Origin of the sequence: Niastella vici, assembly GCF_002077945.1 — a bacterium.
Classification (GTDB): domain Bacteria; phylum Bacteroidota; class Bacteroidia; order Chitinophagales; family Chitinophagaceae; genus Niastella; species Niastella vici.
Window position 1 is genome coordinate 1 of record NZ_LVYD01000066.1, and the last position, 12,846, is coordinate 12,846.

The window sequence follows — 12,846 nt, forward strand, 5'->3', positions numbered from 1 at the left end:
CCTGGTATATAATTCAACCGTTAACTACACACTTATCCGTGAAATCACAAACCGACATCTGTCTCTTTCCTTGAATATCTGTTCTTTATTCAAGTTATCATATGAGTCTATGGTCGCCATTCAAAAAATTACTACCTAATTGGTTTCTGATAAAGAACATGGATCACATCAAGCAATGATTATAGTCATGTTCTTAATTTTACCTTATATCCAAGATTGCAATTATAGGAGAGACGTTCGAAAAAAAACATTTGATTCGAGGCTATTATATTTAGCCAACTCGAAGAAGGTAACAAGAACCTTCTATTTTTAGAAGAAGTTTATAAGGTTAGGGTTAGGAAATCAACTTTTTCGTTTTTTCTCGAACTAAAATAACATATTATAACACCAGTACTCCAGTAAACATTAGTTTATGCCCACTCCCAGGTATAACTTTAATTTACCATTTACTACGAAAGTGCCAAAAGATGGCCGCAAGGAATTTCAGCGAATGCTGGGATTATATTAAAAAGAACAAGGAGAAAGTAACCAATGTATTGGTGTATCTGATTGACAGGTTTAGCCGATCAGGAGATGGAGCTATGCGACTATCCAAAGTGCTACGCGAAAATTATGGGGTTACTTTTTTTCACCAAAGCCATTTTCCCCGCATTTTAAAAAAACAAACCGGGCATGACCCTTCTGAATACCCCAAAAAATTGCCCAAAAAGTAACTTCCGTACAAAAAGGTTATTTCTATTCTATTCCTGTATTGTTAGTTTAATGAAATTGCAGCAAAATGAACTGTTATGAAATGGATAACTCGTGAACGGCCAAAAATTGACAGAATTGCCTGTCCCTGGCTGATCAAAAACTTTGTAGATAAAGAGGCTGAATTTATCTACGTTCCCAAAGAACAGGTTTTTGAAAAAGCCCGGGAATTAAATGCTATTCCCTACGATTTGCCTGGTGCAGAATACACCCATTATGATAACGAATGCACTTTTGATTATATAATTAAAAAGCATTCCATTACCGACCCGGCATTGTTGCAAATTGCCACCATTGTAAGGGCTGCCGATACAGACAGCTTTCACCTGGCGCCGCAGGCAGCGGGTTTATGGGCAATTTCTGCGGGACTTTCTCATAATTATCACAATGATCATGAAATGCTGGCTATTGGAATGAAAATGTACGATGCCCTGTATAGCTGGGCGAAATTCGTACAATCAGAACGGCATACCTGGAACCCTGATCTTTTAAAAAAGTAGTTTTTGTCAATGAATGCACCTCAATACACACTACGCCAATTAACCCTGTACTTTTTGAAACTGGGCACAATAGGTTTTGGCGGTCCCCCAGCTTTAATAGGCTATATGCACCGTGACCTTGTGGAACAACGCAAATGGATTACTGAAGAAGATTACAAGGAAGGACTGGCCCTTGCACAATTGGCGCCCGGGCCATTGGCCGCCCAACTGTCAATTTACCTGGGTTATGTGCATTACAGGATCATCGGGGCAACCCTGGCTGGCCATTGCTCTTGTTACCATTCTGGTTTTACTGAAATTTAAGAAGATCCAGGAGCCGGTTATAATAGTTGTTGCTGCATTGCTTGGGTTGCTCATCAGGAATTTGTAAATCGTATTATATGAAAAATATTTTTTGTGCAGGACTTTATATTTTCATGGCATTTTTATCGTTCGGCCAGGATACTCAAAAATCAAGTAACATGAAATCTGCGCCCACTATTCTCTTTATATGTGAACATGGTGCCGCAAGAAGTACTATAGCGGCAGCATATTTTAATAAACTGGCACAGCAGCAAGGGCTAAATTATCATGCAATATTCAGAGGAACAAATCCCGATTCAGTACTGACTCCGGCTGCTCAACGTGGGCTTATAAAAGATAGCTTTGATGTGCAAGGCTGGAAACCGGTACAAGTAACAAAATCTGATATTGAAAATGCTTACCAAGTAGTTACTTTAGACTGCCTGTTACCTGATAAAGATAATATTACAAAACCCATTACACAATGGGAAGGCATACCGCCTGTTAGCAGTGACTATAACGTAGCTCGAGACGCAATTGTAAAAAAAGTGCAGGCGCTAATAGTTGATTTATCCCTTAAACATAATATCACTAAATAAAATACTGGCTGTGCAAATATCATAAAACCAGGGCTTGGCAGAATTTCTCCAAAATTTCATGTTAGCTTAGTGGTTTTATATGAAATTATTAGTGATAGAAGATGAACCCGTTCTGCTTCAAAGTATAGTTGAATATTTTGAACAGGAAGACTTTTTATGTGAAGGAGCGCACAATTATGAAGAGGGCATTCAAAAAATTGATTTTTTTCAATACGACTGCATCATATTGGATATTAATCTTCCTGGCGGCAGTGGTTTACAACTTCTGCAATACATGCGGGAGCAACGCAAAGACGATGGTGTAATTATCATTTCAGCTCGTAACTCAATAGATGATAAAATAGCCGGTTTAAATCTTGGCGCCGATGATTACCTTACAAAACCATTTCATTTATCAGAACTAAATGCCAGGGTGAAGGCTTTGCTTCGCAGAAAATATGCCCAGGGAAGTAACATACTTGAAATAGGTAAGTTGCAATTAGACCTATTAGCCAGAAAGGTTACCTGCCATCATCATCCCATTACACTTACAAAGAACGAGTACGATTTACTCGTCTATCTCCTGAATAATAAAAACCGGGTGATAAGTAAACAGGCCATTGCCGAACACATTTATGGTGATCAGGCCGATAATATGCCGTCATTCGACTTTGTTTATTCGCAAATCAAGAATCTGAAGAAAAAACTAAAGGAAAAGGGATGTGACGACCTGATACAAACTGTATATGGATTAGGTTATAAATTGTCATTATGAGCAAACAATTACTTCAAAGAAATACTCGTTTTCTGATGATATGGCTGCCTGTGGTTTTACTGGCCTGTTCTCTTTTATTCTATGTATTGATGAGAATGCAAGCGCACCACATGCAGGAAAAACAATTATTACTTAAGCAACATAATGTATGGAATGCGTTTGTGGCAAAATCAGGAAATATTGAAAAACATATTCCCGGCGAATATGATATTGCAGAAGGCACTGCCAGTAGTGATATTGAATTGAATGAGCCGAGAGACACCAGCATTTTTAATGCGGATAAAAAAAAGATCTTACCGTTTGAAGTATTGACCGGGCAGTTTTCATGGAATGGTAACCCTTATCTGATATCAACTTATGTGTCTTCTGTTGAAATATCACACCTGATCATTAAAATTTTTATAGCCGAAGCCATTATTCTTTTCCTGCTTCTAATTACTATCATAGTTTTAAACAGAAAAAGCTCGGGTTTATTATGGAAACCTTTTTTCACGACCATGAAGGAAGTGAATGAATATGATGTCACCCGTAATCAATCTTTACAATTAGCCGAAGTAACAGGGACCACTGAATTTGACGAATTGAACAAAACGCTTACAAGTCTTATCGATAAAGTAAACAGCGCTTACCATAATCAAAAACAGTTTGTTGAAAATGCTTCTCACGAAATGCAGACACCATTGGCCATCATCCGGTCGAAGCTGGAATTGCTAATTAATCAACCCGGGCTTACAGAAAAAGTAGCTGCTTTATTAGGTGATATTACAGAAGCGAATGACCGGCTTAGTCAGATGAATCGTACTTTACTGTTACTGGCAAAAATTGAAAACAACCAGTTTCCCGATACAGATGTAATAAGCATATCTCAAACACTGCAACACATTTTAGCCGGCTACAAAGATCATTACGACGATTTCCCTTCATTAACGATCAATTTCAAAGAGGAAGTTATTGTTCAGGCAAACTATTCATTAATTGAGATATTGCTTTCAAACCTGGTGAAAAATGCCATTGTTCATAATATACATGGGGGGCAAATTGATCTTGCTTTATCAGGATCGGTATTAATAATAGCCAATACGGGATTGCCCCTGAATGCCAACCCTGATGAACTGTTTGAAAGATTTAGAAAAGGGTCGCATCAAACCAAAACAACCGGACTAGGACTGGCTTTGGTAAAGCAGATCTGCCATCTATATCATTATTCCGTAAGCTATGAATACAATAATGACTGGCATAAAATAGCCATAATATTCGCTTAACAGGCTGCCTAAATCTCTCCAAAATCATTGAATAACTTTATGATGCTTTGAATTTACTCCAAATTTAAAAGTTGTAATATGAAAAAGTTAATGGTTTATTTAATTGTGTTCACAATGACAGCATCATTGTCTTGTGAAAACGAACAGGAAATTTCTGCGTCATCAGTTCCCGAACCGGTGATGAATGCTTTTAAAGCAAAATATCCTGCCATCACCCCTGATAAGTGGGTAAAAGAAAAGGAAAAAGGAAAAGTGATTTATGAAGCCAAGTTCACAAGGGATAATAAAAAGGGAGAGGCCGAATTTGACGAAAGCGGCAATTTCATCGAAGAGGATTAATAATGAAAGACACACGTTTGTAAGAGCTATTAAATGTTTGGTCCTTATGCAAGGACCAAACATTTATTTTAATAAAATGCTTTTTTACCTGCCTAAATCTCTCCAAAATCATTTGATAGCTTTGGCGGCTATTTAAAAATCCAACAGCCCAACATGTTATATAAAAAAATGAAATGGTACACGCTGGCAGGTGCATTATTGTTTTGTTGTAAAACAATGGCCCAAAGCCCGGTTGATACTTTGCTTCAACTGAAAGGCGCCATCCAATTAGCTGAACAGCATTACCATTTATTACAAGCCCGGAAATACGAAGCCGCTGCCTCTGATAAAAATGTGGATGTTGCCAAATACAGCAGGATGCCGACCATTGACGCCACTTATCAGGTTGGAATGGCAACCGCAAATAATCTTATCGGCGTATTTTATCCGAACGGAATACTGCCTATGACTGGCCCGCCGTCTTCCGGCAATAATTATTCACCGGCCACAGGTAGTGCGGCTGGTTTATTATTAAACTGGCAGGCTACTACCTTCGGCCAGCGGGAAGCGCAGATCAATGTTTCCCGGGCGCAGGCTAACGCACAACAATCAGCTTATCAGCAGGAATTATTCCGGCATACCATAAATGTGATCAGCGCTTACCTGGATGTATTACTTACCAACGACCTGCTTTCCATACACCGGCAAAACATTGAACGGGTGCAGGCCAATCTTAAACAAAGCCGGGTATTGGCTAACAGTGGCATTAAACCAGGTGTTGATACCGCATTGTTTTTGTCAGAGTTGTCCAAAGCAAAGATCGATTGGCTGCAGGCGCAAAAACAGTTGGAAGTGCAACAATGGCAATTGGCTCAACTGATAGTGGTGGATGCATTACCTGTTCCTGCCGACACCGGTTTTCTGAAAACATTACCTCAGCCCGTAGCAATCAATGATACCTCCTTTTCAGGGCATCCGCTGGTGCGGTATGCCCAAAGTCAATTTCAGCTGAGTCAATCCCGGGAACTGCTGTTAAAAAAGACCTATTTGCCTAAATTAACGGTTTGGGGAATTGCATTTGCCAGGGGCTCCGGGTTCCAGCCAAACGGAACTATAAAAACCTGGGATGGAGTTGGCTTGAGCCGCTATAATTACGGGGCTGGTGTGCAGCTTGCATTTCCAATTATGAAATACGGGGAAGTGAAACGGGAGCTGCAACAACAGACCTTTTTATCAAAGTCCGCAGCAGAAAAGCTGATGGAAGAAAAGGCAAAACTCACCACCCAGCAACGGATAGCCAATGCCACCTTTCAAAGCAGCGTAACGGTAGCGGCAGAAACGCAGCAGCAACTGAGATCGGCACGGTATGCCTTTAGCGCCATACAAACAAGATACAATACGGGATTGGTTAATTTTGCTGATCTTATTCAGGCGCAATACAACTTACTTAAATCAGAACTGGATGTTAAACAGGCTTATTGGGACGCCTGGAAAGCCTTGTTGCTGCAGGCAGCCGTAAAAGGTGACATGAACGTTTTTTTAAATGAAATGAAGTAAACCCACAATGATCAGGTTAATACAATTTGCGCTTCGCCGGCCGGTCACCATTCTCGTATTGGTAGCTGGTATTTTGCTGTTTTCCATACTCGCCATCAGGAAATCGGCCATAGATATTTTTCCTGCCGTTAATGCGCCCACGATCTATGTGGCGCAAACTTATGGCGGATTGTCGCCCCAGCAAATGGAAGGCTTTATTACATCTTATTATGAATACCATTTTTTATACATTACCGGTATAAAGGCCGTTGAAAGCAAATCGATACAGGGTTTATCTCTTATTAAGTTGCAGTTTCATGAAGGCACAAACATGGCCAATGCCATGGCCGAAGTGATCTCCTATGTTAACCGCTCGCGGTCGTTTATGCCGCCCGGCACGCTGCCGCCATTTGTGATGCGGTATGATGCCGGCTCTATTCCCGTTGGGCAACTCGTATTCAGCAGTGAAAGCCGTTCGTTGAATGAGATCTCAGACCTGGCATTGTTCAAGGTACGCCCCATGTTTGCGGCATTAGAGGGCGTTTCTGCGCCTCCACCATTTGGCGGTAATCAGCGCACCATTGTGATCAAAGCCGATCCGGAGAGGTTAAGAAGCTATAATATCACAGCCGATGAAGTAGCCATTGCAATTGCCAGGAACAATCCCATATTACCGGCTGGTAATATCAGGGCAAATGATAAAGCCATCATCACTGGTTCCAATAGCGTGGTAGACAATTTCAAGGAACTGGAAAATGTAACAGTGAAAGCTAGCAATGGTACCCCGGTGCTGGTAAGGGACCTGGCCACTGTTGACAATGGAGCGGATATTACAACTGGCTATGCATTGATCAATGGAAAAAGGTCAGTGTATATTCCAGTAACCAAACGAGCGGATGCTTCCACCTGGGATGTGGTGCAGTCGGTAAAAAAAGCATTGCCCGATATGCAGGCCGCTATTCCAGATGATATAAAGGTTTCATACGAATTTGATCAGTCAGGTTATGTGATCAATTCGCTGAAAAGTCTTTTGTTTGAAGGATTACTGGGCGCATTATTGACCGGTCTGATGGTTTTATTATTCCTAAGAGATCTGCGAAGCGCGGCTATTGTAATCATCACCATTCCATTGGCGTTGTTAACGTCTGTGGCCTGTTTGTATTTGACCGGACAAACGATCAATATCATGACGTTGGGCGGTTTGGCATTAGCAATAGGTATACTGGTTGATGAATCAACGGTGACCATTGAAAATATTCACCATCACCTCGAACTGGGCAAACCAAGGGCAAGGGCCATCTGGGATGCCTGTCAGGAAATAGCGGTTCCCAAATTATTGATCCTGTTGAGTGTACTGGCCGTATTTGTACCTTCCTTATTTATGTCGGGCGTACCACGGTCTATGTTCCTGCCATTATCCATGTCAGTTGGTTTTGCCATGATCGCTTCTTTTCTATTATCCCAAACTTTTGTACCGGTATTATCGAATTGGTTGATGAAGAAAGGAGTTCCGGCAAATAATAAAGATGGACTGGCCAGGTTAAAGCAACGGCTATCGGGTGATATTAAAAGATCGCGCCGGGCCGCCTGGTTACTGGTTCCGGCAGCCGTCATTTTACTGTTTTTTATTGCATACCTGGGATATAAGAATGCGGGCACAGAGATCTTCCCAAAGGTGGATGCCTGTCAAATGCAGGTGCGGTTGAGGATGCCTTCTGGCACCCGGATTGAAAGAACAGAAGATGCTACCAAAAAAACATTGCAACTGATCGCAGATGCTGCGGGGAAAGATAATGTCGCCATTACTTCTTCGTTTGTTGGCTTACAGCCTCCCACGTTTGCCATTAATCCTATTTTCTTATTCACAAGCGGACCACACGAAGCGGTAATAAAAGTAAATCTTAATAAAGGATCAGGTGTAAGTATTGAAAACCTGAAAGAACAATTGCGGGCATCGGTAGCCAAAAATATACCCGGTGTTGCCATTTCATTTGAACCGGCCGACCTGGTTGACCAGGTAATGAGCCTGGGCGCCAGTAACCCGGTTGAAGTGGTAGTGCAGGGAAAGAATTTAGCGCAAAGCCGGGAGATCGCTGATAAATTAAATCAGTCATTATCACATGTCTCCTACTTACGCGATTTACAGATAGCACAGGCGCTGGATTATCCTTCTATTCAGATCAACTATGACCGTATAAGGGTTGGACAAATGGGTTTAACCGTTGAGCAGGCCGGAAAATCTGTTGTGGAAGGCACTTCTTCCAGCCGCTTAACCCAACCGGTTTACTGGTTAGATAAGGCCTCGGGAAACGCCTACCAGGTACAGGTAGAATATCCGCAGTTTGTTATGAACAGTCCCGAGCAGGTAGATCAGATACCCGTAGGTAAATCAGGTGACAAACTTGTTTATTTAAGAGATATTGCCGAATGGAAAAAAGGGAGCACTGTTGGCGAATATGACCGCATTAACCAGCAGCGGTTCATTACGCTCACGGCAAACGTGCATAAGCAGGACCTGGGCCAGGCGGTGAAAGAGGTGAATGCAGCCATAAAAAAATTAGGTACTTTACCCCTGGGTGTAAAAGTATATCTGCGCGGACAATCAGAAGTGTTGGAGCAGATCAATAGCGAATTATCAACCGGGTTGTTACTGGCTGTGCTGGTGATCGGTTTAACGCTCGCCGCTTATTTTCAATCATTCAAATTATCATTAACGGTGTTGGCTGTACTTCCGGGCGTATTGGCGGGCTCCATGCTGCTGTTATGGGTCACCGGTAACACCATGAATATACAATCGTTTATGGGCTGTATCATGGCGGTTGGCGTGGCAGTGGCAAATGCCATTTTGTTGGTATCGAATGCAGAACAACTCCGGCTGCAGCAAAACACCGGCATGTTCGGGGCGCAGGCTGCCGTTAATCGTTTTCGTCCCATTGTAATGACAAGCGTTGCCATGATCGCAGGGATGATCCCTATGTCGTTGGGATTGGGTGATACCGGCAAACAAACGGCGCCATTAGGCATAGCGGTGATAGGCGGGTTGCTGTTCAGTACCTTTATCAGTTTGTGGTTAGTACCATTAGTATATGAGCTGTTAATGGGAAATAAAGCCGTAACCAGCCGGTCACTTGACCCCAATGATGAAACATCTGCTTATTTTGACAAGAATATTTAAATAGATACCAGTTATGAGATTTTTTACAGGCCTTGTATTATATATTACCATTGCTGCATGTAATGAACCGAAGGCTACAGAACCAGAGAAAAAAGCTGAAAAGCCAGATTCGGTAAAGGCATTTATCCTCACGGTGGATTCGGCTAAAAAAGCGCTTTCATTGCCAGGTGAATTACTCTCCAATGAAAATGCACAGATCAGGGCCAAAGTGCAGGGCTACATAAAGAAACTGAACGTAGATATAGGTTCTAAGGTCAGTAAAGGACAGGTGCTCGCCCTGATAGATGCACCGGAGATCAGTACGCGGATAAAGGAATTGAACGAAAAAGTATATGCAGCGCAATCGCGCTATCGATCCAGCAAGGATTATTTTGATCGCATATATACAGCATCGAAGGCCGATGGCGTAATTGCCGCCAGCGAATTGGAAAGAACGCGAAATCAGATGATGGCCGATAGTTCCGAGTACAATGCATCCGTATTTGCAGCATCCTCATACCGGCAGATCGGCGGTTACCTGGCCATTCTTGCTCCTTATAGCGGGACCATTACCAAAAGAAATATAGTTGTAGGTTCATTTGTTGGCAATGCCAATGAACAACCGTTGTTTGAACTGGAAGATAATAGCGTTTTACGGTTAAGAGTAGCTGTACCCGAAATTTATACCAATGCGGTATTACTGAATAATACAGGCGAGCTGAGCACCCGTTCCCTGCCCGATAAAAAAATCAAGGCGCAACTCGTGCGCAAAACGGGTAGCATTGACAATGCAACACGAAGCGAACTGTGGGAGTTTGAGGTGCCCAATACCACCGGGGAATTAAAGGCTGGCAGTTATGCAGACGTAAGACTGCAATTCCTGCGCTCAGGACAGACATTTGTAGTGCCCGTTTCAGCAGTAGTGACAACGCTCGAAAAGAAATTTGTAATTAAAGCATCAAGTGATACGCTTCAATGGATTGATGTAAGAGCTGGATTCAATATGGGCGACAAACAGGAGATCTTCGGCGAGTTAAAGGTAGGCGACACCCTGATTGTAAAAGGCAATGAGGAAATGAAGGTTGGAACAAAAGTAATTCCTGCAATTCATAAGCCTTAGTTTGATGAAAGTAAATTTAAGAATGAATAAATTGAATTAACAATGAAACGAAATTTATTTCTTGCGATTGGTTATGCCTGTTTTATAACAGCCTGCAATAATCCATCAGCGAAGGAAAATGTAATTGTCAAAAGTGAAACAAAAACTGATACCATTTCCTGTCCGCCCGGTAGGAGTAAACTGGATATTCAAAAAATTGAACAGATCACCGGAATGAAAGGAGCTTCCAAAAACGGCGAATACAAAATCACCGTACCGCAGAACGACTTGAATATAGTTGTAGATGGCTTTAAAATAATACCTCCAATGGGCTTGGGAAGCTGGGCAGCGTTTACGCCTTGCGGAGATACTGCTATGGTGATGGGCGACATAATTGTAACCGAGAATGATCTGAAACCTGTTCAGCAGGAAGTGATACGCCAGGGATTTATGGTTAGCGCCATTCACAACCACTTTGTTCGCAACCATCCCAATGTAATGTATATGCACATCGATGGAAAGGGAACAGTAGATAAATTAGCTGCCAATGTAAAAGCCATTTTTGATAAGATTAAAGAAGTACGTGGCAAAGACCCGAAGGAAGGTAAAGCGGATAGCGTTGTGAACACAATCAATATTGCCGGTTTGGATTCCATCATGGGTGCAAAGGGAGAAATGGCTAAGGGCGTGTATAAATATACTCTAGGTCGCCCTGATGTGCAATTGCAGGAGCATGGCATACCGGTAAGCACTTTTTTAGGTTTTAATACCTGGGCGGCCTGGCAGGGAACACCGCAAAAAGCGGCTGTGTGCGGCGATTTTACCATGCTGGAAAATGAAGTGGAACCAGTTATAAAGGCATTGGTAGAAAATGGAATTGAAGTAGTGGCCGTGCATAACCACATGATTTTCGAAAAACCGCGCATCTTCTTCCTGCATTACTGGGGCGTGGGCGCTGTTGATAAACTGGCTAAAGGACTGAAATCTGCGCTGGATCAAACTGGTAAAAAAGGTAATGGCTATTGAAAAGGAAAGTGATAAGGCATGGCTAAGTTTTCGAAATATACGAATATGATAAAGTCTGTTTTGAAAAACCCTAGATTGGTTATGTCTTCTATAACTGTTCAACTATATACGAACGCCCATTAAAAGCCGATTTGGAGCATCTCATTTTCTGTCGAAACCTTCGACCATGTCGGATAACCATAATTAGTTATGAGTGAAATTATATTAAAGTCAACTATTACCTGCCCGGTTTGCGGATATACTAAAGAAGAAACTATGCCTACCGATGCTTGCCAGTATTTTTATGAATGTGAACAGTGTAAAACGATTTTAAAACCGCTTGCAGGTGATTGTTGTGTGTTTTGCAGCTATGGAGCTGTAAAATGTCCGCCAATGCAGGAAGACAATGAAAAGTTCACCGCAAGTAGTTAATGACGTATTAGTCGGCTAATTTATGTTTTTTTACAATGACAGGTAGTTCAAAATTAATAGTTCTGGGAAAGAGACAGGTTTTGGCATTACATGCCTGGTATCTGATTCGGGCCTTTATTAAATACTGGCCTTCTTTTGTAGTAGACATTGCTTTGACCGGCAGTTGTATGATAAAAATGCTATCAAAGACGTTCAGCCTCTCTTCAGTACCTTCCAGGCGAAAGAATTTGTAAGGAGGAAAAATCGGCTTATTTAGTAAAAAGAACCTGTTTGGGGTTGTCTCCAATGAAATAGGAATCAGTGATTCATTGGTTACGTTATTGGCCTGGATGTGGTAATCTGCTTTAACCTTAACACGAATAATTGCAACGCTTTTTTCTTCAGGTGTTAATATGGTTTCATTTACAGATACACTTACTATATCTTTTTCTTTTACCTGAAACGGGTTCATTCCCGTAAAACAGGCAACAAGTATAATGCTCCTAAAGATCATAGTTATTGTTTACTGAGTAATTCATCCAGTTTTTTGCGGGCGCTAACAAGTTTGGCATCAAAGGAAGTAGTATTCAGTAAAGAATAAAAACGGATTTTTCCTTCCCGGTCAATGATCAAGTTAGAAGCCAAAACCACTTCATCTCGTGCCAGATCAGGTAAAACACCAGCCGGGGCATAAGCAGTTGCCACCTTTCCATCTTCATCTAATAACACAGGAAATGAAAAATTAAACCGTTTAAATGATTGTGATACGAGGTCTTTACTTTCTTTTACATCAATGACTAATACCTGTACTCCCTTGTCTTTGTACGATTGATAAAGCGTATCCAGATTAGGGGCTTCCGCGTTACAAAAAGGGCACCATGTGGTAGAAAAATGAATCATTACCAACTTGCCTTTCAATTGTGCCAATGAATACTTATTGCCATCAACACTTTTCAATTCAAATGATGGAGCCGGTTGGCCTATCATGGGTAGATCGTTTTGGGCATATAAACCTGTACCTGCACAAATGATGAGCAGGATGCTAATCAATGATAGAGAATATTTCATGTTTGCCTGTTTTTATAGTTTTTACTAGGCTAAGGCTTTTTTCATTCCACAGGAAGAGAGGAGAGAATAATTTATCTATTCAATTATTTTATTGAATAGTTGAATTTA

At 41.5% G+C, this 12,846-nt stretch carries 14 protein-coding genes; 12 read left to right on the forward strand and 2 right to left on the reverse strand.

Annotated features, from left to right (window positions below; translation table 11 throughout):
- The first annotated feature begins 467 nt into the window (after window positions 1-467).
- The 12 genes from A3860_RS29715 to A3860_RS29770 all read left to right on the forward strand — a co-directional run bounded on the left by A3860_RS29715 (window position 468) and on the right by A3860_RS29770 (window position 11,691).
- On the forward strand, window positions 468-713 hold the full coding sequence (locus A3860_RS29715) for a recombinase family protein (protein WP_081153560.1): 246 nt from the start codon (window positions 468-470) through the stop codon (window positions 711-713).
- Window positions 714-788: 75 nt separating this feature from the next.
- The gene (locus A3860_RS29720; protein WP_081153561.1) at window positions 789-1,250 is read left to right on the forward strand and encodes a chromate resistance protein ChrB domain-containing protein; all 462 of its coding nucleotides are present in this window, start codon (window positions 789-791) and stop codon (window positions 1,248-1,250) included.
- Between the two features lie 9 nt (window positions 1,251-1,259).
- Window positions 1,260-1,553 carry a chromate transporter gene (locus A3860_RS29725; RefSeq protein ID WP_245843659.1) on the forward strand — a complete coding sequence of 98 codons (294 nt, stop codon included), beginning with the start codon at window positions 1,260-1,262 and terminating at the stop codon, window positions 1,551-1,553.
- Between the two features lie 77 nt (window positions 1,554-1,630).
- Entirely contained in the window at window positions 1,631-2,131 is a 501-nt protein-coding gene (locus tag A3860_RS29730; protein ID WP_081153563.1) for an arsenate reductase/protein-tyrosine-phosphatase family protein, read from the forward strand.
- A gap of 79 nt (window positions 2,132-2,210) precedes the next feature.
- Window positions 2,211-2,885 carry a response regulator transcription factor gene (locus A3860_RS29735; protein ID WP_081153565.1) on the forward strand — a complete coding sequence of 225 codons (675 nt, stop codon included), beginning with the start codon at window positions 2,211-2,213 and terminating at the stop codon, window positions 2,883-2,885.
- On the forward strand, window positions 2,882-4,147 hold the full coding sequence (locus A3860_RS29740; protein WP_081153567.1) for a sensor histidine kinase: 1,266 nt from the start codon (window positions 2,882-2,884) through the stop codon (window positions 4,145-4,147). The genes A3860_RS29735 and A3860_RS29740 overlap by 4 nt, the downstream gene beginning before the upstream one ends.
- A gap of 78 nt (window positions 4,148-4,225) precedes the next feature.
- A complete protein-coding gene (locus A3860_RS29745) occupies window positions 4,226-4,486 on the forward strand; it encodes a hypothetical protein (RefSeq protein ID WP_081153569.1) in 261 nt (86 codons plus the stop codon).
- Between the two features lie 153 nt (window positions 4,487-4,639).
- Window positions 4,640-6,022, forward strand: a complete 1,383-nt coding sequence (locus A3860_RS29750) for a TolC family protein (protein WP_081153570.1) — start codon at window positions 4,640-4,642, stop codon at window positions 6,020-6,022.
- Between the two features lie 7 nt (window positions 6,023-6,029).
- Window positions 6,030-9,176 carry an efflux RND transporter permease subunit gene (locus A3860_RS29755; protein ID WP_081153572.1) on the forward strand — a complete coding sequence of 1,049 codons (3,147 nt, stop codon included), beginning with the start codon at window positions 6,030-6,032 and terminating at the stop codon, window positions 9,174-9,176.
- A gap of 13 nt (window positions 9,177-9,189) precedes the next feature.
- On the forward strand, window positions 9,190-10,275 hold the full coding sequence (locus A3860_RS29760; RefSeq protein WP_081153574.1) for an efflux RND transporter periplasmic adaptor subunit: 1,086 nt from the start codon (window positions 9,190-9,192) through the stop codon (window positions 10,273-10,275).
- A gap of 42 nt (window positions 10,276-10,317) precedes the next feature.
- The gene (locus A3860_RS29765) at window positions 10,318-11,280 is read left to right on the forward strand and encodes a DUF1259 domain-containing protein (protein WP_081153576.1); all 963 of its coding nucleotides are present in this window, start codon (window positions 10,318-10,320) and stop codon (window positions 11,278-11,280) included.
- Window positions 11,281-11,469: 189 nt separating this feature from the next.
- A complete protein-coding gene (locus tag A3860_RS29770) occupies window positions 11,470-11,691 on the forward strand; it encodes a GDCCVxC domain-containing (seleno)protein (protein ID WP_081153577.1) in 222 nt (73 codons plus the stop codon).
- A gap of 7 nt (window positions 11,692-11,698) precedes the next feature.
- On the opposite strand, the gene A3860_RS29775 is transcribed toward A3860_RS29770, so the two are convergent.
- Complete coding sequence (locus A3860_RS29775) at window positions 11,699-12,142, reverse strand: protein-disulfide reductase DsbD domain-containing protein (protein WP_158085404.1); 444 nt, start codon at window positions 12,140-12,142, stop codon at window positions 11,699-11,701.
- 44 nt (window positions 12,143-12,186) lie between these two features.
- Window positions 12,187-12,738 carry a TlpA family protein disulfide reductase gene (locus tag A3860_RS29780; protein WP_081153581.1) on the reverse strand — a complete coding sequence of 184 codons (552 nt, stop codon included), beginning with the start codon at window positions 12,736-12,738 and terminating at the stop codon, window positions 12,187-12,189.
- Window positions 12,739-12,846: the final 108 nt, after the last annotated feature.

Bases quoted from the DNA above. Each gene is read 5' to 3' on its own strand.
- A3860_RS29715 (WP_081153560.1), top strand. From the start codon at position 468: ATGGCCGCAAGGAATTTCAGCGAATGCTGGGATTATATTAAAAAGAAC.
- A3860_RS29720 (WP_081153561.1), top strand. From the start codon at position 789: ATGAAATGGATAACTCGTGAACGGCCAAAAATTGACAGAATTGCCTGT.
- A3860_RS29725 (WP_245843659.1), top strand. From the start codon at position 1,260: ATGAATGCACCTCAATACACACTACGCCAATTAACCCTGTACTTTTTG.
- A3860_RS29730 (WP_081153563.1), top strand. From the start codon at position 1,631: ATGAAAAATATTTTTTGTGCAGGACTTTATATTTTCATGGCATTTTTA.
- A3860_RS29735 (WP_081153565.1), top strand. From the start codon at position 2,211: ATGAAATTATTAGTGATAGAAGATGAACCCGTTCTGCTTCAAAGTATA.
- A3860_RS29740 (WP_081153567.1), top strand. From the start codon at position 2,882: ATGAGCAAACAATTACTTCAAAGAAATACTCGTTTTCTGATGATATGG.
- A3860_RS29745 (WP_081153569.1), top strand. From the start codon at position 4,226: ATGAAAAAGTTAATGGTTTATTTAATTGTGTTCACAATGACAGCATCA.
- A3860_RS29750 (WP_081153570.1), top strand. From the start codon at position 4,640: ATGTTATATAAAAAAATGAAATGGTACACGCTGGCAGGTGCATTATTG.
- A3860_RS29755 (WP_081153572.1), top strand. From the start codon at position 6,030: ATGATCAGGTTAATACAATTTGCGCTTCGCCGGCCGGTCACCATTCTC.
- A3860_RS29760 (WP_081153574.1), top strand. From the start codon at position 9,190: ATGAGATTTTTTACAGGCCTTGTATTATATATTACCATTGCTGCATGT.
- A3860_RS29765 (WP_081153576.1), top strand. From the start codon at position 10,318: ATGAAACGAAATTTATTTCTTGCGATTGGTTATGCCTGTTTTATAACA.
- A3860_RS29770 (WP_081153577.1), top strand. From the start codon at position 11,470: ATGAGTGAAATTATATTAAAGTCAACTATTACCTGCCCGGTTTGCGGA.
- A3860_RS29775 (WP_158085404.1), bottom strand. From the start codon at position 12,142: ATGAACCCGTTTCAGGTAAAAGAAAAAGATATAGTAAGTGTATCTGTA.
- A3860_RS29780 (WP_081153581.1), bottom strand. From the start codon at position 12,738: ATGAAATATTCTCTATCATTGATTAGCATCCTGCTCATCATTTGTGCA.